This window comes from Streptomyces hyaluromycini (genome assembly GCF_002217755.1).
Taxonomy (GTDB): Bacteria; Actinomycetota; Actinomycetes; order Streptomycetales; family Streptomycetaceae; genus Streptomyces; species Streptomyces hyaluromycini.
In genome coordinates, this window is record NZ_BCFL01000018.1 from 59,284 (window position 1) to 77,934 (window position 18,651).

Sequence of the window (18,651 nt, forward strand, 5' to 3'; positions counted from 1 at the left end):
CGGCTCCGGCAGGCCGGCCCGGTCAGCCCGCGAGGGCGTCGAGCAGGCGGTCCACGTCGGCGGGCGTGTTGAAGAGGTGGAAGGCCGCGCGCAGGTTGCCCGCGCGGTTGGAGACCTCGATGCCGGCCCGGCTCAGCTCGGGCTGACGGCCGCCGAGCCCGGGAACCGAGACGATCGCCGAGCCGGGGGCGGGCACCGGCTCGTGTCCGAGGGCCGCGAGCCCGGCGCGGAACCGGTCGGCGAGGCCCACGTCGTGGGCGTGCACGGCGGCCACGCCGAGTTCCTCGATCAGGTCGAGCGAGCGGCGCAGGCCGGCGAACGTGAACAGGGCGTGGGTGAGGTCGAACCGCCGGGCGGAGTGGGCGAGTTCGGCGACCGGGCCGTAGCAGCTGTCCCACGGCTCCTCGCCCGCGACCCAGCCCGCGAGGACCGGGGTCAGCCCGCCGAAGTCCTCGGGGACCACGAGGAAGGCCGCGCCGTGCGGGCCGAGCAGCCACTTGAAGGAGACGGACGCGGTGAAGTCGTACGCGTCGGCGTCCATCGGCAGCCAGCCGGCCGCCTGGGAGAAGTCGACGTAGGTGCGGGCCCCGTGCGCGCGGGCGGCCTCGCGCAGCGCGGGCAGGTCGGCGATCCGGCCGTCCGCCGACTGCGCCGCGCTGACCGCGACGAGGGCGGTGCCCGGCCGGACGGACTCGGCGAGGCGCTCCAGCGGCACCGCGCGGACCTTGAGGTCGCCGCGGACGTGGAAGGGGTTCAGCACGGAGGTGAAGTCGTCCTCGGCGGTGAGGACTTCGGCGCCGGCCGGCAGCGAGGCGGCGATCACGCCGGAGTGCGCGGCGACCGAGGCGCCCGCCGCGACCCGGGTGGCCGGGACGCCGGCGAGCCGGGCGTAGCCGGCCCGGCACGCCTCGACGTCCTCGTACAGCGAGGTCAGGGGCCGGCCCTCGGCCCGCAGCACTGCCGCCTCGTGCAGGGCGGCCACGGTACGGGCGGGCAGCAGGCCGTTGCTGGCGGTGTTGAGGTAGGTGCTCTTCGGGGTGAACTCGGCGCGGACGAGGCTCTCGAACGTCTCCGTGGTCTCCATGCGTCCACTCTGCGGCCCGGGGAACCCCCCGTCCATTGCGGATTTTTACGTGGATCCGCTAAGCGACGCTTATACGACGGCCCTGACCTGGACTTTTCCCGTGCCTGGCCCGGCCGTGTCTCAGTGCTGCGGCACCGCGCACCCGTCCGGACCGCAGGCCTCCGCGCCGCCCTCGTCGATGAGCTTCAGCGGGGGACGCGCTCCCCAGGCCTGGCTGAGCGCCTGCGTGAACACCTCGGCGGGCTGGGCCCCCGAGACCCCGTACTTCCGGTCGAGGACGAAGAACGGCACCCCGTTCGCACCGAGCTCGGCGGCCTCGCGCTCGTCGGCGCGGACCTCGTCGGCGTAGCGGGAGGGGTCGGCGAGCACCTCGCGCACGGCCGCCGCGTCCAGCCCGGCCTCCGCGGCCAGCTCCACGAGCCGCTCCTCGCCCTCGCTGAAGACGGACCGCTCCTCGGCGAAGTTCGCCCGGTACAGGATCTGGATCAGCTCGTCCTGGCGGCCCTGCTCCTTGGCGAAGTGCAGCAGCCGGTGCAGGTCGAAGGTGTTGCCGTGGTCGCGGCCACGGGTGCGGTACGCCAGGCCCTCGGCGGCGGCCTGCGCGCCCAGGTTGTCCTCGCCGGCCTGGGCCTGCGCCTCGCTCATGCCGTACTTCCTGGTGAGCATGGCGAGCACGGGCTGGACGTCGTCCTTGGCGCGGCCGGGGTCCAGCTCGAAGGAGCGGTGCACGACCTCGACGTCGTCGCGGTGCGGGAAAGCGGCGAGCGCCTTCTCAAAACGCGCTTTCCCGACATAGCACCAGGGGCAAGCGATATCGGACCAGATCTCGACGCGCATGTTGTCGGCTCTCCAGGTAGTCACAAGAGGTCTCTCAACTACCTGAACCTTCAAACAGCCAGCGTCATTCCCCGCCCACCGCGTACCGCAGGTACACGTGGTGATCGCCCTCGGCCGGCGGGTTCTCCGGGTCCGGCACCCAGCCCTGGCGGGCGTAGAAGGCCTGGGCCCGCCGGTTGTCGACGTGCACGTCCAGCACGGCGGTCCGCCTGCCGTCGGCCCGCCACTGTTCCAGACAGGCGGTGTGCAGGGCGGTGCCGACACCGGCACGCCAGCGGTCGGGGTCGACATGGAACTGGAACAGCTTGACCGTTTCGGCAGCGGCGCCCTCCGGGGTGCGGAAGGAGGCGACCCCGATGATGGCGCCCGCTTCCACCACGCACAGCACCTGCCCGTCGGGCCGTTCGACGGCGCCGCGCCAGGCGGCCGTCCAGTCGATGCCGTCGTCCGGGAGGCCGTCCGGGTAGTACGTCGACCGGGCCCGGTGGTGCAGCGCCGCGATCGTCTCCGCCTCCGCGGACAGGGCCGTACGGATCACGCGGAGCCCCTTCACACTGTCACTGATCATGCCAGGGAGGACGTGACCGCGTCCGCGCCGGTTCCGAGCCGGCTGAACTGGGCCCGGTAGGCGGTCGGGGTGAGACCGGTGCGGCGGACCAGGTGGGCACGGAGGGAGTCGGCGGTGCCGAGGCCGCAGGCGGCGGCCACCTGGTCCATGGGGAGCGTGGTGGTCTCCAGCAACTCCCTGGCCCGCTCCACGCGCTGGTGCAGCAGCCACTGCAGCGGGCTGACCCCGCTCTCGGCGTGGAAACGGCGGGTGAGGGTGCGCACGGAGACCCCGGCGTGCCGGGCCAGGTCGGTGAGGGTGAGCGGCTTGTCGAGGTTGCGCATGGCCCAGCCGCGGGTGTCGGCGCAGGCGCTCCCGCGCTCGGGCGGCAGCGGGGTGTGGGTGAACTGGGTCTGCCCGCCCGGCCGTACGGGCGCGACCAGGGCGAGGCGGGCGACCTCGTTGGCGACGGCGGCGCCGTAGTCGGTGCGGACGAGGTGCAGGCACAGGTCGATGCCGGCGGCGTAGCCGGAGGAGGTGAGGAAGGGGCCGTCCTGGGCGTAGAGGACGTCGCCCTGGACGTCGACATCGGGGTGCCGGCGGCGCAGTTCGTCGGCGTGCGTCCAGTAGGTGGTCGCCCTCCGCCCCTTGAGCAGTCCGGCCTCCGCGAGGGAGAAGGCGCCGGTGCAGATGGAGGCGATGCGCACCCCCGCGTCGGCGGCCTCGCGCAGCGCCACCAGCACCCGGGGGTCCGGCGAGTAGAGCTTGCCGGTGCCGGCCACGATCACGGTGTCCGCCTCCCGCAGCACCTCCAGCCCGTGCGGGACGTGCAGGTCCAGGCCGCCCGTCGTGGGCACCGGGCCGGGGTCGGGCGCGCAGATCACCACCTCGTACCCGGGCCGCCCGTCGACCTCGACCTTGTCGAACAGCAGCTCCGGAATGGCGAGGTTGAACATCGACACGGGCGGGGACGCGACGACCGCGACTCGCAGCATGGCCAGAACCTCCGGATGCATGGCGTTCGGGCCACTACTCTACGCCGCGCCCGGTCAGCAGCATGGAGCCATGCCAACCGACCAGACCCGACGGCCCGCCCGACTCGACGCCGGAAAAGGCGAGTTGAGGAAGGGGCCGAGCCACACCCCCGCCCTCACCCTGACCGCCGCCCTGCTGGGCTTCGCGCTCATCACCCTCGACGCGTCCGTGGTGAACGTGGCCCTGCCCGCGATCGGCTCGGCGCTCGGCGGCGGCCTGTCCGGACTCCAGTGGACGGTGGACGCCTACACGCTGGCCTTCGCCGCCCTGATGCTCTCCACCGGCGCCTTCGCGGACCGGGCCGGCGCGAGCCGGGCGTACGGCATCGGTATCGCCGTCTTCACCCTCGCCTCGGCGGCCTGCGGCCTGGCCCCGACCCTCCCGGTGCTGATCGGCGCGCGCGTGGTGCAGGGCGCCGCGGCGGCCGTCGTCCTCCCGGCGTCGCTCTCCCTGGTACGGCATGCGTACGCGGATCCCGCACAGCGCGCGAAGGCGGTGGCGCTGTGGGGAGCCGGTGGCTCGGTCGCGCTGGCGCTGGGCCCGGTGGCGGGCGGGGCGCTGACCGCGGCCTGGGACTGGCGCGGGATCTTCTTCATCAACCTGCCGCTCGGGGCGGTCGCCCTGCTCCTGCTGGTGCGCGCCCCGCGCTCGGAGCGCCGCCCGGCCCCGCTGGACCTGCCCGGCCAGCTCATCGCCGTCGTCACCCTCACCGCCCTCACCTTCGCGGTCATCGAGGGCGGTACGACAGGACTCGCGGCCTTCGCCGTGGCGCTGGCCGGCGCCGTCCTGTTCGCCCGCGTCGAGCGACGGCAGGCGCACCCGGTGGTCCCCCTGGAGCTGTTCCGGGACCGGGCGGTACGGGTGTCCGTGGCGGCCGGGGCGGCGTGCAGCGTGGCCTTCTACGGCGTGGTGTTCGTCTTCTCGCTCTTCTTCCAGCAGGTCCAGGGCCGTTCGGCGCTGTACACCGGGCTGCTGTTCCTGCCGATGTCCGGGCTGATCGGGGTGACCAACGTGGTGTCCGGAAAGCTGACCGCCCGCCACGGCCCGCGGCTGCCGATGCTGATCGGCCAGGCGCTGGCCGCGGCCGGCCTGCTGGGCCTGCTGTCCGTCGGCTCCGGCACGCCCGCCGTCGTGGTGGCCGTCCTGCTGGTCCCGATGGCGCTCGGCTGCGCGCTGACCGTGCCGCCGCTGACCGTCGTGATGATGGAGTCCGTACCGGCCGAGCGGGCCGGCCTGGCGGCCGGGGTGCTCAACGCGGCCCGGCAGGTGGCCGGCGGACTCGGGATCGCGGTGTTCGGCGCCCTGGTCGGCGGCGGCTTCGCCGCCGGGATGCGGGCGAGTCTGACGCTGGCCGCGGCCCTGTTCGCCGCGACCTTCGTCCTCAGCTTCCGTCGCGCAGGTCGGCCGGCCAGTCGGGCCTGAACTCGATGTGGTCGTACGTCACCACGCACCCCTCCCCCATCGGCGACTGGGTCATGAAGCCGACCAGGGCGCCCTCCGTCTCCTTCTCGCCGCCCAGGGTGAACAGCCGCACGAAGACCCACTTCTTGCCGTCCCGGGAGGCGTGGAAGGCGAGCGCCCGCCCGGTCCGGCTGATCCGCAGCCAGACCGAACTTCCCTCCACCGTGAAGGCGTTGGAGTCGTCGGAGTGCCCCCGGGTGACCACGGTGCAGACGGTGGGCACGTCCGGGGAGTTCTCCAGGCAGAGCTTGGCCCAGGCCCGGTCGCCGACGTGGACGTACAGCACACCGGCGTCGAAGGCGGCACCGAACCCGACGGTGACCCGGGCGATCAGCTGGAAGTCCCCTTCGGGCGCCCCGAGCAGCCGGGGCGCGTCCGAGGCGGGATCCAGCGCCTCCCCGGTGGGCGACACGAACCGGTCCTGCCGGGCCCCGGCCCACCCGGTGAGCACCCCGTCCTCATAGAACCAGTGCCCGTCGGGCCCATAGGTACGGAGGGAGAAAGGAAGTTCGGGAAGTTCGACGTCCATGGTCAGATTCTGTCAGCAGAACCATCCGACATGCGCACGGCCAACCAACCCAATGCTGCGCGGGGCCGAGCATGAAAGCCAGGGCAAGCCCAGCCGCCCCAAAGGGGCGCGGGGCCGAGCATGAAAGCCAGGACAGGCCCAGCCAACCTGAAGGGGCGCGGGGAACTGCGCGACCAGCCACGAACAACCCGCAGCCGCCGAACCACCCCACGCCCCCACGGCGCTACCGCTCCAGAACCCCGTTGAACCGCCGAGGAAGCCCCAGCGGATTGCCGTCCTTCAGCTCGGCCGGCAGCAAAGCCTCCGGCGCCCCCTGATAGGCCACCGGCCGCAGCCACCGCTCAATGGCCGTACCGCCCACGGAAGTCGACGTCGACGTGGTGGCCGGGTACGGCCCGCCGTGATGCTGGGCCGGGGCCACGGCGACCCCCGTCGGCCAGCCGTTCACCAGCACGCGCCCGGCCAGCGGCGTCAGCTCCGCGAGGATCTCCGCCCCCAGCCCCTCCCCCGCGGCCTCCTCGGCAGAGACATGCACCGTCGCCGTGAGGTTCCCCGGCAGCCGCGACAGCACCGCCGTCGCCTCGCCCCGGTCCTCGTAGCGGACCACCACGGTCACCGGCCCGAAGCACTCCTCGATGAGCAGGTCATGGACCCCCTCCTCGCCCAGCCTCGCCGCCGGCACCGTCAGGAACCCGGCGCTCACGGTGTGCTCGCCGCCCGCCCCGGGCGTCACCGGGGTCTCCACGTCGGGGAGTCCGGCACGCTCGGCGACCCCGGCGACGAAGTTGTCCCGCATCCGGTGGTCGAGCAGCACGCCCGCGTCGGTGTTGCTGACCGCGTCCGTGAGGGACTTGACCAGGCCGTCACCGGCGGCGCCGGCCGGCACCAGCACCAGGCCCGGCTTCACGCAGAACTGCCCGACGCCCAGCGTCATCGACCCGGCGAGCCCGGTACCGATCTCCTCGGCCCGCTCGGTGGCCGCGGCCTCCGTGACGAGGACCGGGTTCAGGGAGCCCAGCTCGCCGTGGAAGGGGATCGGCACCGGACGCGCGGCGGCCGCGTCGAAGAGCGCACGCCCGCCCCGGACGGAACCGGTGAAGCCCGCGGCGGCGACCAGCGGGTGCCCGATCAGCTCGATGCCGGCCTGGAAGCCGTGCACGAGACCGACGACGGCCTCCGGGATGCCGTGCTCGGCCGCGGCCAGGCGCAGCACCTTGGCGACCAGCTCGGACAGGGCCGGGTGGTCGGGGTGGGCCTTGACGACGACCGGGTTGCCGGCGGCCAGCGCGCTCGCGGTGTCGCCGCCGGCGACGGAGAAGGCGAAGGGGAAGTTGGAGGCCGAGTAGACGGCGACGACACCCAGCGGGACCTTGTAGCGGCGCAGGTCCGGGATGGGCGGGGTGGCGGTGGCGTCGGGGTGGTTGATGATGACGTCGAGGAAGGCGCCCTCGTCCACGATGTCGGCGAAGGCCCGCAGCTGGTAGACGGTACGGGCAAGTTCCCCGGTCAGCCGGACGGGGCCGAGCGCGGTCTCCGCGTCGGCGGCCTCGACCAGCCGGTCCTTCGCCGCGTCGAGTCCGGCGGCGGCCGAGCGCAGGAAGGCGGCGCGGACCGTACGGTCGGCGAGGAAGCCACGGGCGGCGTGCGCGGCCGTGACGACGGCGTCGACCTCCTCGGCTGTGGCCTCCACCGCAACCTGTTCACGCTGCTTCCCGGTGCGCGGGTCGACACTCCAGACTGGTGCTGCTGCCACCGCGGGTCCCTCCATGGTTGCGTTCTGCCGCAATATCCGGGTCATATCCGGGTCATTCACCAGGGATGTTCGATATACTGAACGCTGTCTCTGATGATGAATATGCTGTTGGAGACTATAACCACGGTTTCTCGTCCAACGAAGGGGTCAAGGGCGATGTCGGCAGGCGAGACAGGCGGCGGGGCACAGGTCAAGTCCGCGGTACGGACCGTGGAGTTGCTGGAGTACTTCGCCGGCCGGCCCGGTATGCACTCCCTCGCGGCCGTCCAGGAGGCCGTCGGATATCCCAAGTCCAGTCTCTACATGCTGCTGCGCACCCTGGTAGAGCTGGGCTGGGTGGAGACGGACGCGACCGGCACCCGGTACGGCATCGGGGTGCGGGCCCTGCTGGTCGGCACGTCGTACATCGACGGCGACGAGGTGGTCGCCGCGGCCCGCCCGACCCTGGACCGGCTCTCCGACGACACCACGGAGACCATCCACCTCGCGCGTCTCGACGGCACGAACGTGGTCTACCTGGCCACCCGGCAGTCCCAGCACTACCTGCGCCCCTTCACCCGGGTCGGCCGCCGCCTGCCCGCGCACTCCACCTCGCTCGGCAAGGCGCTGCTCGCCACCCACACCGACGAGCAGGTCCGCAAACTGCTGCCGGAGACGCTCCCCCCTCTCACCGAGCACACCATCACGGACCGCGAGAAGCTCATCGAGGAGCTCCACCAGATCCGTGAGCAGGGCTTCGCGATCGACCGCGAGGAGAACACGCTCGGGCTGCGCTGCTTCGGCGTGGCGATCCCCTACCGCACCCCGGCCCGCGACGCGATCAGCTGCTCGGTCCCGGTGGCCCGCCTCACTCCGGCCCACGAACAGATGATCAAGGACGCCCTGTTCGACGCGCGGGACCGCCTGACGCTGGCGACGCGCCGGCTCTGACCCGGCGGGGCTCGCGTGAGCAGCCCATGAGAAATCCGTCCGCAGGGAACGGAGACCCCGTCTTCGCTCGTCTGTCTGAGCGGGATGAACAAGACGATCAGGCGGGCGTCCGTCTTCGCGCTGCTGCTCGTGCTCGCTCTGCTGGTCAGGGCGACATGGGTGCAGTTCTACGACGGCCAGGCCCTCGCGGACAACACGAACAACCGGCGCAACGTCATCGAGACGTACTCGCAGCCGCTCGGGAACATCATCGTGGCCGGTGAGTCGATCACCGGCTCGGCCAGGACGTCGGGCAGCAGCGACCTCAAGTACAAGCGCACGTACACGGACGGCAAGCTCTACGCGGCGGTGACGGGCTATGCCTCGCAGAGCTATGCCCCGACCCAGCTGGAGGGCATCTACCAGGACCTGCTGAACGGCACCGACAACCGGCTCAAGACGGTCATGGACACGGTCACCGGCGAGCGTGCCGAGCCGGGCAACGTGATCACGACGATCGACCCGGGCGTCCAGAAGGCGGCGTACCGGGCGCTCGGCGGCAAGAAGGGCGCGGCGGTCGCGATCGACCCGGAGACCGGCAAGATCCTGGCGGTCGTGTCGACCCCGTCGTACGACCCCTCCTCGCTCACCGACGCCAACACCGCCGGTGCGGCCTGGAAGAAGCTGACCGCCGACAGCGACAAGCCGCTCACCAACCGGGCGCTGCGCCAGCCGCTGCCGCCGGGCTCGACGTTCAAGCTGGTGGTCGCGGCGGCGGCGCTGGAGGACGGCCTCTACGCGAACGTCGACACGAAGACCGAGAGCCCGGACCCGTACACCCTGCCCGGCACGACGACCCCGCTGAAGAACGAGAACACCTCGGCGCCCTGCGAGAACGCCTCGATCCGCACGGCCCTGCGCTACTCCTGCAACAACGTCTTCGGGAAGATGGCCGTCGACCTGGGCCAGGACAAGGTCAGGGCGATGGCCGAGAAGTTCGGCTTCGACGACGACAAGCTGGACACGCCGGTGCGGGCCTACGCCAGCGTGTACCCGTCGAACATGGACAAGGCCCAGACCGGCCTCTCCGGCATCGGCCAGTTCGACGTCACGGCGACCCCGCTCCAGATGGCCATGGTGTCGGCCGCCATAGCCAACGGCGGCAAGCTGGTCTCCCCGCATATGGTCTCGCAGATCACGAACAGCGGTGGTGACGTGCTGAAGGACTACGACGACGAGGCGAGCAGCAAGCAGATCGTCAGTTCCTCGACCGCGGAGCAGTTGCAGTCCGCGATGCAGACGGTCGTCAAGGACGGCACGGGCACCAACGCGCTGATCGACGGCGTGACGGTGGGCGGCAAGACGGGCACGGCCCAGCACGGCGAGAACAACAGCAAGACGCCGTACGCCTGGTTCACGTCGTACGGCAAGTCCGACAGCACGGGCAAGGAGGTCGCGGTGGCGGTCCTGGTCGAGCAGTCGGACGCGGCACGGTCGGAGGTCAGCGGCAACGGGCTGGCGGCACCGGTGGCGAAGGCGATGATGGAGGCGGCGTTGAAGAACTAGGGGGTTCCCTGCGCGATCGGCTGCGGGTTTCGTCGTGGCTGGTCGCGCAGTTCCCCGCGCCCCTACGGGGCGCTTCACTTCACGCCGAGCACCTGCTCCACCGGATCAATCGCGAAGTACACCAGGAACAGCGCCGAAACGGCCCACAGCAGCCAGTTGACCTCCTTCGCCTTCCCCAGCACCGCCTTGATCACGACGTACGCCAGGAACCCCGCCCCGATGCCGTCCGTGATGGAGTAGGTGAACGGCATCGCGGCGATCGTCAGGAACGCCGGGATCGCGATCTCGTACTTGTCCCAGTCGATGTGCTTGACGTGGGTCATCATCAGGAAGCCCACGGCGATCAGCGCGGGCGCCGCCGCCTGGAGCGGGACGATGGTGAGCAGCGGAGTGAGGAAGAGGGCCAGGCCGAACAGGCCGCCGGTGACCAGGTTGGCGAAGCCGGTGCGCGCGCCCTCCCCCACCCCCGCCGCCGACTCGATGTACGCCGTGTTGGAGGAGGCCGAGCCGAGGCCGCCGGCCACCGCCGCCGCGCCGTCGATGAACAGCACCCGCCCGATGCCCGGCACCTGCCCCTGGTCGTCGAGCAGCCCGGCCTCCGCGCTGATGCCGACGATCGTGCCCATGGCGTCGAAGAAGTCGGACAGGATCAGGGTGAAGACCAGCAGTACGGCCGTCAGGACGCCGGCCTTGGCGAAACCGCCGAACAGGCTGAAGTGACCGACGAGCCCGAAGTCGGGCGTGCCCACGATCTTGTCGGGGATCTTCGGCGTGGTCAGGCCCCAGCTCTTGACGTCGGCGGCGGAGTTGATGACGACCGCCACGACGGTCATCGTGACGATGCTGATCAGGATCGCGCCCTTCACCTTGCGCGCGACCAGCGCGATGGTCAGGAGCACGCCAACACAGAAGACGAGCACGGGCCAGCCGGTGAGCCGTCCGACGGCACCCAGCTGCACCGGCACGGTGGTGTCCGCGGCGTCCGGGATCCGGCTGACGAAGCCCGCGTCGACGAAGCCGATGAACGCGATGAACAGGCCGATGCCGACACCGATCGCCTGCTTCAGCTGCTGCGGGATGGCGTTCATGATCGCCTTGCGCAGGCCGGTCAGGACGAGCACACAGATCAGCAGGCCTTCGAGGACGACCAGGCCCATCGCGTCGGACCAGCTCATCAGCGGTGCCAGCTGGAAGGCCACGACGGCGTTGAGGCCGAGACCGGCGGCGATGGCGAGGGGCAGGTTGCCGCCGACGCCCATGACGACCGTCATGACGCAGGCCACCAGCGCGGTGGCGGTGACGAGTTGGCCGGTGTCGAGGGTGTGGCCGAACTTGTCCTTGGCGCTGCCGAGGATGATGGGGTTCAGGACAAGGATGTAGGCCATGGTGAAGAACGTGGCGAAGCCGCCGCGTATCTCGCGGCCGAAGGTGGATCCCCGTTCGGAGATCTTGAAGAACCGGTCGACGCCGTTCCCGGCAGGTGGCGCGGCCCCCTGCGGCCGGACCGCCTTCTGCGTCTCGGACATGGTCGTACTCCTCGTCCCCTGAGCGTGCGTGTGCGGATGCTGGCTGGATTGTTCCCGCGCTGAACCTGTTTCAGGTTTTCCCCGTGTTACGGAATCGCCCTCGGTGTGGTTCGGTGGACCACACCGCGTCCGGCCCCTCGCACGAAGCACATCGAACCCCCGTACGACGCACACGAAATGATCACTGCTACGCTCCGGATCTCGCCGGAACGTTCCTCCGGATACTCGCAAGCCGCCGCATGTCATCTACATGACACAGAATCCCTGACAGAAGAGGTCACCCGTGGGCTCAGTCGTCGACGACGCCGCCTCCGTGGAGTTCCATGCCTTCTTCGAACGCCACTACGCCGAACTCGCCCGTCTCGCCCATCTGCTGACCGGTGAGGCGGACGCCGCCGACGATCTGGCCGCCGACGCCCTGCTGGCGCTGTGGCACCGCTGGGACCGGGTCCGGGCCGCCGACCACCCGGTCGCCTACGCCCGCGGTGTCGTCGCCAACCTGGCCCGCACCCGCATCCGCAGCGCCGTGCGCGAGCGGCGCCGTATCGCCCTGTTCTGGTCGCACCGCGAGGAGACCGCCGAGAACCCCGACGTCGCCGGCGTGGTCGACGTACAGGGGGCGTTGCGCCGTCTGCCGTTCCGCAAGCGGGCGTGTGTGGTGCTCCGGCATGCGTTCGACCTGTCGGAGAAGGACACCGCGCTCGCCCTGGGGATCTCGGTGGGTACCGTTAAGAGCCAGACGTCGAAGGGCATGGCTGAGCTGCAGCGGCTGCTCGGCGACTCGCAGGGTGTTCCGCAGAGGGTGCACGCGGCGATGGTGCCGCGGACCGGGGAGAGCGGAGGAAGGAACCGATGAGGCAGCAGGACGTGCACGACGAGCTGCGCGCCCGGCTGCACGAGGCGGCCGAGGCGCACGAACCCGACCGCGCCCGGATCCTGGCCCGGGTCGAGCGGGGCATGGCCGCGCAGGGCCGCCCGAACCATCGCGCCACCCTTCCGCCCGTGTTCGGCTGGGTCCGGGTGGTCAGCGCCACGGCCGCGGTCGCCGCGGTCCTCGGGGTCGGCGGCTACGCGGTCGCCTCGGCCGTGAAGGACCCGCCCACCGAGAAGACGGTCGCCGTGTCGCCGACGCCCTCCGCGTCCCCGGACGCGACCAGCCGCCCGCCGTCCCGCACGGCCGCCCCGCCGGCTTCCGGCGTGCCCTCGAAGAACGCGTCCCCCAAGGCGAGTTCGACGCCTTCGTCGACCCCGAAGGCCTCCGCCACCCCCGCGGCACCCGTCGCGGAGGGCGAGAAGGACGGCCCCCTCTGGTCGGACGGCTCGGTGGACCCGCACAGCAACGACTTCTGGGCGCAGTCCAACGTGACCCTGAAGACCTCGGGGCAGCTGACGGCACTCACCGTCCAGCTGAAGGTGGCCCAGACGGGCGGGGTGTCCAACGCCGGGGCCTGGCGCTCGCTGCCGGAGACCGACTTCACCCAGTCGGTCACCGAGCAGGACGGCTTCCTGGTCTACACGTGGACACTCAAGCCCGGCAGCAAGGTCGCGGTCGGCGAGTGGGTGTTCGCGGGCCAGTACAACCACAAGCAGGGCGGCCGCGACGCCAAGAACGACAGCTACACCATCACCGGCACCGCGGCGGGCAAGCAGTACGCGGTGACGGGCGACTTCGCAACGCACACGACAGCCGACGGCGACTCATAGGAATACGGCGCCTCTCCGCGCCCCTTCAGGGGCGCGGGGCTGTGTCGATATGCGGCTCCGCCGCGTGGGCGCGACCAGCCACAACGGGCCGCGCAGCCCGCGACGCACCGTCAGTCCATGGTGGATCCGATCGTCGCCGACCCGGTGGTCAGAAACACCGTCACCGGCAACGCCCCACTCGTCGCCCTCGCCCCGTACGCGGACGTCGCGTCCGTCGACTTGAACGCCGGCGTACTCACCCCGCCGTCCCAGCTGTTCGCGGCGGACACGGCCCTGGCCCCCAGCTTGTCCGCCCCGCCCTTGTCGCTCACCGCGAGGTTCCGCGCCAGCCGGGCCTTGCCGGTCTCGAAGAAGAACCCGGCCTGGGCGTTCGCGTAGGCCGTGTTGCGGTTCAGGACGATCGCCCCGGTGTTGGAGTTCTCGGTGAACCCGTTCAGCGTGTTGTCCCAGGCCGCGTTGTCGTTGACGACGTGCGCGACGGCGACGCCCCCGCCGCCCAGCTTGAACCCGTTGCCGTTGCCCTCGAACGCGGAGTCGTTCCAGCGGTTCCTGCCGTTGCCGAAGGCCCAGCTGTGCTCGATCCTGACGGGGGACGAGAACTGCCACAGGTCAAGACCGTCGTCCGAGTTGTTGTACAGACGCGCGCCGGTCACCTTGTTGCCGGTGCCCGAGCCGAACTTGATGGCGATGCCGTCGGCGTTCTGCCCGTGCCCGGCCTTGTCGTAGTTGCCGTAGCTGTCCAGGTTCTGGACGAGGTTGTCCACGGTGTTGTCGCCGCGCAGCGTGAACCCGGAGTCGCCGTTGTCCGCGGTCACGAGGTTCTTGAAGATGCCGCCCGTGGACGAGGTGACGACGAAGCCCTGGGCCGGGGAGTTCTGGAAGGTGAGGTCCTGGACGGTCCAGTAGCTGCCGTAGATCCCGGTGAGCCACTGGCCGGCGGGCAGCTTGGAGCCGTCGATCTTCACCTTCTCGCCGCTGTAGGCCTTGAGCGTGATGCGGTTCGAAGCGGTGCCGCTGACCGTCGACTTCAGGGTGGCGGTCGGGTAGTAGGTGCCCGCGCGCACCTGGATGACGGTACCGGCGACGGCGCCCGCGACGGCCGACTCCAGCTGTGCGGTGGTGGAGACGGTGACCGTGCTGGTGGCGGCCTGGGCACCGCCGTTCGACAGGCCGAGGTAGACGCCTCCCGCCCCCGCGGCGACGGCCACCGCCGCGGCGATCGAGAGGGTACGCGTCCTGCGGTGGCGTCCGGTGCTGAAGCGCACTGGCCGTTCCTTTCCTTGACGTCCGTGACGTGCTGAACGTGCTGGACGTGATCGACGAGGGAGCGAAACGGGCCGGAGGGGCCGCCCCGGCCCGTTTCTGTCTCCCAGTCGCCGCCGTGGCCGGAAAGGGTTGCCACGGACGGTCAGGATTCTCCGCCGGCGTCAGGACACGAAGTACGTCGGGTTCGGCAGCTTGTACGTGCGGTTCGCGTAGCCGCCGTCCAGGTCCGAGTACTGGTCGCCGAAGTTGGCGACGATGTCGTAGCCCAGGTCCTTCTCGATGTGCTCGCGCGTGCCGGACTTGTACTGCACGGTCGTGCAGGTCCAGGTGCCCGGCGTGGCGCAGGAGCTCAGGTAGGACGGCGGGTTGGCCTTGTCCTTGAGGAACATGTGGGCGGCGTCGAGGTTGACGTCGGCGCCGATCTTCTTCAGGTTCTCGACGGCGGCGCTGCGCTGCGCCTCGCTGAGCCCGGAGTTGTAGAAGACCTCGACGCCTTCGCTCTGGGCGTACCGGACGAGCTCGGCGCTGCCGAACACGCCCGGCCGGTCGGCCTTGTTGACGTAGTCGGCCCACGTGGTCGAGTTGTACGTGTAGTTGTAGCGCTTCTCGTAGTCGAGGCTGAGCAGCAGCGTGTCGTCGATGTCGAAGACGACCGCGGGCTTCTCGCCGTGGCGGTGCGCCTTGCGCGCGGCCCGGTCGATGTAGCGCTTGGCGTCCGCGTCGATGCGGGCCAGGTCCTTGGCGTAGGGGCTGGTCGGCGAGGCCTGGTAGACGCCGTTGGCGTCGGCGGCGGTGCCGTAGTAGGCGTCGATGTCCTTCACCAGGAGCCCGATGTTGTACGGCTCGTGGGTGGAGTTCGCGGTCGACTGGCCGGCCGTGGCGGCACCGGCGCCGTAGAGGGCACCGCCGGCGACGGCACACACGGCGGCGATCGCCGCGAGACGAAGTGACTTATGCATGACAGGAGTTCTACGCGCGTCATCCGGGTGGGCGCGAGACCCGTTGCCTGATCGATATCTCATCGGCGGGCAAAAAACGGGTCAAGCGCCCTGGAGGGAGTCCTTCCGGTTCTCCGGTTCAGTTCATGGTGGCTCCGATGGTCGTGCTCCCCGTCGTCAGGAAGGTGGTGGCCGGCAGCGAGCCGTCCGACTGGCGGGCGTTGTACGTGGTGGTGGCGTCCGTCGACTTGAAGGCCGGGGTGCTGATGCCGCTGTCCCAGCTGTTGCCGGCGGAGACCACCGAGGAGCCCTTGCTGACCGGTCCGCTGCCGTTGCTCACGGCGAGGTTCTTGCCGAGCCGGGCCGCGCTGGTGGCGAAGTAGTAGCCCCAGTTGCCGTTGGCGTAGGCGGTGGTGCGGTTGATGACGATCGCGCCGGTGTTGGAGTTCTCGGTGAACCCGTTTCCGGCGTTGCCCCAGGCGGCCGAGTTGTTGACGACGTGCGCGACCACCTCGCCGTCGCCGCCCAGCTTGTAGCCGTTGCCGTCCCCGGCGAACGCCGAGTCGCTCCAGCGGTTGACGCCGTTGCCGAAGGACCAGGTGTGCTCGACGGTGACCGGCGAGGAGAAGGACCAGAAGTCGATCCCGTCGTCCGAGTTGTTGTAGGTCCGTGCCCCGGTGATCAGGTTCCCGGTCCCGGAGCCGAACTTGACGGCGATCCCGTCGGCGTTCTCCCCGTGGGTGGCGGCGTCGTAGTTGCCGTAGGTGTCGATGTTCCTGACGGTGTTGTCGACCGTCCCGTCCCCGGTGAGCGTGAAGCCGGAGTCGCCGCCGTTGATGGTCTTGATGTTGTTCCAGTTGGTGCCGGTGCAGGACTGGCAGACCACCGCGCTGTCCGGGGAGTTCTGGAAGGTGATGTTCGAGACGTTCCAGTAGTCCGCGGTCAGCTTGAAGATCCAGGATCCGGAGGGCAGCGAGGAACCGTCGATCTTGACCGTCTCCGAGCCGTACGCGGTGAGCGTGACCGGCGCGGCGGAGGTGCCGTTGGCCGTGGACTGGAGGGTGGCCGTCGGGTAGTAGGTGCCGCCGCGGACCTGGATGACCTCGCCGGCGGTGGCGTTGAGGATGGCGTTGGACAGGTCGGTGGAGTTGCTGACCACGACGGTCGCCGCGTGTGCCGGGGTGGCGATGACGGCGAGACCGAGCGATGCCGTGGTCACGGCGAGCGCGGTGAAGGTGCTGATTCGACGCATGACGTGCGGGTCCTTTCGTCGATCAGAAGGAACGGATCTGCTGGGGCTTCCAGTCGCCGAGATAGGTCGCGGGGGTGTGCGACGCGGCCTCGGCGTCGGTGAGCTGGGGCCGGTTCCCGGGGACGGTGATCACCGAGCCCGGCCCTGAGTTGCGGTACTCGCGGAACCGCATGGACTGCCAGGGGTAGGCGTCCCGCATGTTCGTGTAGGGCGCGACGGGGTCGATCCCGGGGCCGATGAGACTGTCCCGCACGACCAGCGAGGGCCAGGCGGTGGTCTCGTACGTCGGCACCCAGGGCCGCGCCAGTTTGTACGCCCCGTCCTCCGCGCCGGAGGAGAACCGGCAGCGGACGGCGAGGAACCCGTGCGGGTTGGCACGGGCGGTCGAGGGGGCGAACACCATGCCCTTGGGGGTGAAGGCCACGTCCCGTTGCAGGGTGCGGAAGTGGCAGTGCTCGTACACCGCGGTGGCCCGCCCGAAGACGAAGTCGACGTCGCCCTCGATGTAACACCCCCGGAAGCACTGCCGGTCGAAGGAGCCGAGTTCGGTGGTGTCGGCGAACAGGGTGTCCTGGTGGGCGAGGAGCCGTACGTTCTCGACGTGGGTGCGGTCCCCGGTCAGGTAGGCGGCGACGGCCTGGGTGCCAGTGATGTCCGGGTGGTCGGCGCGCAGCCAGTCGTTGGCGAGGGTGAGGTCGCGCACCCGGAGCCCGGCGGCGGCCGAGGCGAAGGTGGCCGAGCCGGCCGTGCCGTAGGTCCCCGAACCGTCCGGTCGCTGCGTCCCGTTGGCGTTGTCGTGGACGATGACCGCGGCCCGGGGATCACGGCTCGCGCCCCGCAGTGTCAGCTCCTCCTTGTCGGCAGGCACGTTGACGACCTCGCGGTACGTCCCCGGGTGCACGACGATCGTCCACCCCCGCCCCGGCACCGCGTCCACGGCCGCCTGGACGGAGTCACCGGGCCGGACGTGCAGGACCCGGCGGTCCCGGGTAAAGGCCGTGGCCGATCCCATGGCCAGCGCGGCCGCTCCGGCGGCGAGAAGTGCGCGTCGGGTCGGCACGTCAGCACTCCTTCCACGGGGTCCAGTCGCCGAGACAGGCCTCCCGGGTCGCGGACCCGGCCTGTTCGGCGGTGAGCTGGGGCCGGTTCCCGGGGACGGTGATCGCCGCGCCGGGCCCGGAGTTGCGGTACTCGGCGAAGCGCTGGCTCTGCCAGGGGAAGGCGTCCGACATGTTGGTGTAGGGGGCGACGGCGTCGATGCCCGGGCCGAGCCAGGAGTCGCGGACGACGAGCGAGGGGCGGGCCGTGGTGTCGGAGCTGGGCACCCAGGGGCGGGCCAGCTTGTAGGCGGCAGCCGGGGCTTCGCCGCTGATACGGCTCCGGCTGACCAGGTAGCCGTACGGGTTGGCGTTCGCCGTCGACGGAGCGAGCACGAACCCGTAGGGGGCGGCCGCCAGGTCGGTCCGGTCCAGGGTGCGGAAGTGGCACCCCTCGTACACCGCCGTGGCCCGCCCGAAGACGAAGTCGACGTCGCCCTCGGCATAGCAGTGTGCGAAGTACTGCCGGGCGAAGACGCCGAGGGCCGTCGAGTCGGCATACAGGGTGTCCTGGTGGCCGAGGAACCGGCAGTGGTGGAAGGCGCTGCGGTCGCCCTGCACCTTGAGGGCGACGGCCTGGGTGGCGCTGATGTCGGGGTGGTCGGCGCGCAGCCAGTCGTTGGCGAAGGTGATCCAGCGGGCGGTGAAGCCGTCGGCCTGCACGGTGGTGGTGGCGGAGCCGGTGGTGCCGTACGTCCCGCCGCCGGGCTTCGGGGTGCCGGCCGCGTTGTCGTACACGATGACGACGTCCCGCGGGTTCTCGGTGGCGCCGATCCAGGTGGCCTCGGTGCGGGTGGTGTCGACGGCGACCGTCTCCCGGTAGACGCCCGGGGCGAGGACCAGCGTCCGGCCGCTGCCGGTGGCGGCGGTCACGGCGGCCTGGACGGTGGTGAAGTCGCCACGGCCGTGCGGGTCGACGTACAGGGTCTGCGCGGTGCGGCGGCGCTCCGGGGAGCCGTACCGCCCGAAGGGGCGAGCGGTGGCGTGCGCCGGGCGGGCGGCCAGTGCGAGCGCGGCGCCCGCCCCGGCGCCCGCGAGCAGGAAACCCCGTCTGGACAGGGGAAGGTGGGGCGAGGACATGCGGGTGCTCCTTGAAGAGGGAGAGGGGTGGCGGTACTCCTTGCCGTGGGGGGTGGGGCCGGGGCGG

Annotated in this window: 17 protein-coding genes; 5 read left to right on the forward strand and 12 right to left on the reverse strand. The window is 71.0% G+C overall.

What is annotated here, in order from left to right:
• Positions 1 to 22: 22 nt before the first annotated feature.
• The 4 genes from SSP29_RS13410 to SSP29_RS13425 all read right to left on the reverse strand — a co-directional run bounded on the left by SSP29_RS13410 (position 23) and on the right by SSP29_RS13425 (position 3,463).
• A complete protein-coding gene (locus SSP29_RS13410; protein ID WP_089100846.1) occupies positions 23 to 1,084 on the reverse strand; it encodes an aminotransferase class V-fold PLP-dependent enzyme in 1,062 nt (353 codons plus the stop codon).
• Positions 1,085 to 1,204: 120 nt separating this feature from the next.
• On the reverse strand, positions 1,205 to 1,921 hold the full coding sequence (locus tag SSP29_RS13415; RefSeq protein WP_089100847.1) for a DsbA family oxidoreductase: 717 nt from the start codon (positions 1,919 to 1,921) through the stop codon (positions 1,205 to 1,207).
• Positions 1,922 to 1,985: 64 nt separating this feature from the next.
• Positions 1,986 to 2,489: a GNAT family N-acetyltransferase gene (locus tag SSP29_RS13420; protein WP_150134093.1), complete on the reverse strand. Its 504-nt coding sequence runs from the start codon at positions 2,487 to 2,489 to the stop codon at positions 1,986 to 1,988.
• Entirely contained in the window at positions 2,486 to 3,463 is a 978-nt protein-coding gene (locus tag SSP29_RS13425) for a GlxA family transcriptional regulator (protein WP_089101595.1), read from the reverse strand. Before SSP29_RS13425 ends, SSP29_RS13420 begins: the two co-directional genes overlap by 4 nt.
• 70 nt (positions 3,464 to 3,533) lie before the next feature.
• On the opposite strand from SSP29_RS13425, the gene SSP29_RS13430 reads away from it, so the two are divergent.
• Complete coding sequence (locus tag SSP29_RS13430; protein WP_089100848.1) at positions 3,534 to 4,925, forward strand: MFS transporter; 1,392 nt, start codon at positions 3,534 to 3,536, stop codon at positions 4,923 to 4,925.
• Here SSP29_RS13430 and SSP29_RS13435 read toward each other — a convergent pair.
• Together SSP29_RS13435 and SSP29_RS13440 are read right to left on the reverse strand one after the other, a co-directional pair.
• Positions 4,885 to 5,493: a DUF1349 domain-containing protein gene (locus SSP29_RS13435; RefSeq protein ID WP_089100849.1), complete on the reverse strand. Its 609-nt coding sequence runs from the start codon at positions 5,491 to 5,493 to the stop codon at positions 4,885 to 4,887. The genes SSP29_RS13430 and SSP29_RS13435 overlap by 41 nt on opposite strands.
• Positions 5,494 to 5,716: 223 nt before the next feature.
• Complete coding sequence (locus SSP29_RS13440; protein ID WP_089100850.1) at positions 5,717 to 7,246, reverse strand: aldehyde dehydrogenase (NADP(+)); 1,530 nt, start codon at positions 7,244 to 7,246, stop codon at positions 5,717 to 5,719.
• A 156-nt stretch (positions 7,247 to 7,402) separates the two neighbouring features.
• Here SSP29_RS13440 and SSP29_RS13445 point away from each other — a divergent pair, with 156 nt between their 5' ends.
• Positions 7,403 to 8,176: an IclR family transcriptional regulator gene (locus SSP29_RS13445; protein ID WP_089100851.1), complete on the forward strand. Its 774-nt coding sequence runs from the start codon at positions 7,403 to 7,405 to the stop codon at positions 8,174 to 8,176.
• 84 nt (positions 8,177 to 8,260) lie between these two features.
• Positions 8,261 to 9,721: a peptidoglycan D,D-transpeptidase FtsI family protein gene (locus SSP29_RS13450; RefSeq protein WP_089100852.1), complete on the forward strand. Its 1,461-nt coding sequence runs from the start codon at positions 8,261 to 8,263 to the stop codon at positions 9,719 to 9,721.
• A 74-nt stretch (positions 9,722 to 9,795) separates the two neighbouring features.
• Here SSP29_RS13450 and SSP29_RS13455 read toward each other — a convergent pair whose 3' ends face one another.
• Entirely contained in the window at positions 9,796 to 11,247 is a 1,452-nt protein-coding gene (locus SSP29_RS13455) for an NCS2 family permease (RefSeq protein WP_089100853.1), read from the reverse strand.
• A 283-nt stretch (positions 11,248 to 11,530) separates the two neighbouring features.
• On the opposite strand from SSP29_RS13455, the gene SSP29_RS13460 reads away from it, so the two are divergent.
• The gene (locus SSP29_RS13460) at positions 11,531 to 12,103 is read left to right on the forward strand and encodes a SigE family RNA polymerase sigma factor (RefSeq protein ID WP_089100854.1); all 573 of its coding nucleotides are present in this window, start codon (positions 11,531 to 11,533) and stop codon (positions 12,101 to 12,103) included.
• Positions 12,100 to 12,951 carry a hypothetical protein gene (locus tag SSP29_RS13465; protein ID WP_089100855.1) on the forward strand — a complete coding sequence of 284 codons (852 nt, stop codon included), beginning with the start codon at positions 12,100 to 12,102 and terminating at the stop codon, positions 12,949 to 12,951. The genes SSP29_RS13460 and SSP29_RS13465 overlap by 4 nt, the downstream gene beginning before the upstream one ends.
• A 110-nt stretch (positions 12,952 to 13,061) precedes the next feature.
• Here SSP29_RS13465 and SSP29_RS13470 read toward each other — a convergent pair whose 3' ends face one another.
• The 5 genes from SSP29_RS13470 to SSP29_RS13490 form a co-directional block, all read right to left on the reverse strand.
• Positions 13,062 to 14,216, reverse strand: coding sequence for a right-handed parallel beta-helix repeat-containing protein (locus SSP29_RS13470; protein ID WP_089100856.1), 1,155 nt, complete (start codon positions 14,214 to 14,216; stop codon positions 13,062 to 13,064).
• Between the two features lie 162 nt (positions 14,217 to 14,378).
• On the reverse strand, positions 14,379 to 15,176 hold the full coding sequence (locus SSP29_RS13475) for an HAD family acid phosphatase (protein ID WP_089100857.1): 798 nt from the start codon (positions 15,174 to 15,176) through the stop codon (positions 14,379 to 14,381).
• A gap of 118 nt (positions 15,177 to 15,294) precedes the next feature.
• Positions 15,295 to 16,398, reverse strand: a complete 1,104-nt coding sequence (locus SSP29_RS13480) for a right-handed parallel beta-helix repeat-containing protein (protein WP_089101596.1) — start codon at positions 16,396 to 16,398, stop codon at positions 15,295 to 15,297.
• A gap of 31 nt (positions 16,399 to 16,429) precedes the next feature.
• Positions 16,430 to 17,419 carry a pectinesterase family protein gene (locus SSP29_RS13485; RefSeq protein ID WP_089101597.1) on the reverse strand — a complete coding sequence of 330 codons (990 nt, stop codon included), beginning with the start codon at positions 17,417 to 17,419 and terminating at the stop codon, positions 16,430 to 16,432.
• A gap of 49 nt (positions 17,420 to 17,468) precedes the next feature.
• Positions 17,469 to 18,584 carry a pectinesterase family protein gene (locus SSP29_RS13490; protein WP_089100858.1) on the reverse strand — a complete coding sequence of 372 codons (1,116 nt, stop codon included), beginning with the start codon at positions 18,582 to 18,584 and terminating at the stop codon, positions 17,469 to 17,471.
• Positions 18,585 to 18,651: the final 67 nt, after the last annotated feature.

Bases quoted from the DNA above. Each gene is read 5' to 3' on its own strand.
- SSP29_RS13490 (WP_089100858.1), bottom strand. From the start codon at position 18,584: ATGTCCTCGCCCCACCTTCCCCTGTCCAGACGGGGTTTCCTGCTCGCG.
- SSP29_RS13435 (WP_089100849.1), bottom strand. From the start codon at position 5,493: ATGGACGTCGAACTTCCCGAACTTCCTTTCTCCCTCCGTACCTATGGG.
- SSP29_RS13410 (WP_089100846.1), bottom strand. From the start codon at position 1,084: ATGGAGACCACGGAGACGTTCGAGAGCCTCGTCCGCGCCGAGTTCACC.
- SSP29_RS13445 (WP_089100851.1), top strand. From the start codon at position 7,403: ATGTCGGCAGGCGAGACAGGCGGCGGGGCACAGGTCAAGTCCGCGGTA.
- SSP29_RS13425 (WP_089101595.1), bottom strand. From the start codon at position 3,463: ATGCTGCGAGTCGCGGTCGTCGCGTCCCCGCCCGTGTCGATGTTCAAC.
- SSP29_RS13430 (WP_089100848.1), top strand. From the start codon at position 3,534: ATGCCAACCGACCAGACCCGACGGCCCGCCCGACTCGACGCCGGAAAA.
- SSP29_RS13465 (WP_089100855.1), top strand. From the start codon at position 12,100: ATGAGGCAGCAGGACGTGCACGACGAGCTGCGCGCCCGGCTGCACGAG.
- SSP29_RS13450 (WP_089100852.1), top strand. From the start codon at position 8,261: ATGAACAAGACGATCAGGCGGGCGTCCGTCTTCGCGCTGCTGCTCGTG.
- SSP29_RS13420 (WP_150134093.1), bottom strand. From the start codon at position 2,489: ATGATCAGTGACAGTGTGAAGGGGCTCCGCGTGATCCGTACGGCCCTG.
- SSP29_RS13485 (WP_089101597.1), bottom strand. From the start codon at position 17,419: ATGGGATCGGCCACGGCCTTTACCCGGGACCGCCGGGTCCTGCACGTC.
- SSP29_RS13415 (WP_089100847.1), bottom strand. From the start codon at position 1,921: ATGCGCGTCGAGATCTGGTCCGATATCGCTTGCCCCTGGTGCTATGTC.
- SSP29_RS13475 (WP_089100857.1), bottom strand. From the start codon at position 15,176: ATGCATAAGTCACTTCGTCTCGCGGCGATCGCCGCCGTGTGTGCCGTC.
- SSP29_RS13455 (WP_089100853.1), bottom strand. From the start codon at position 11,247: ATGTCCGAGACGCAGAAGGCGGTCCGGCCGCAGGGGGCCGCGCCACCT.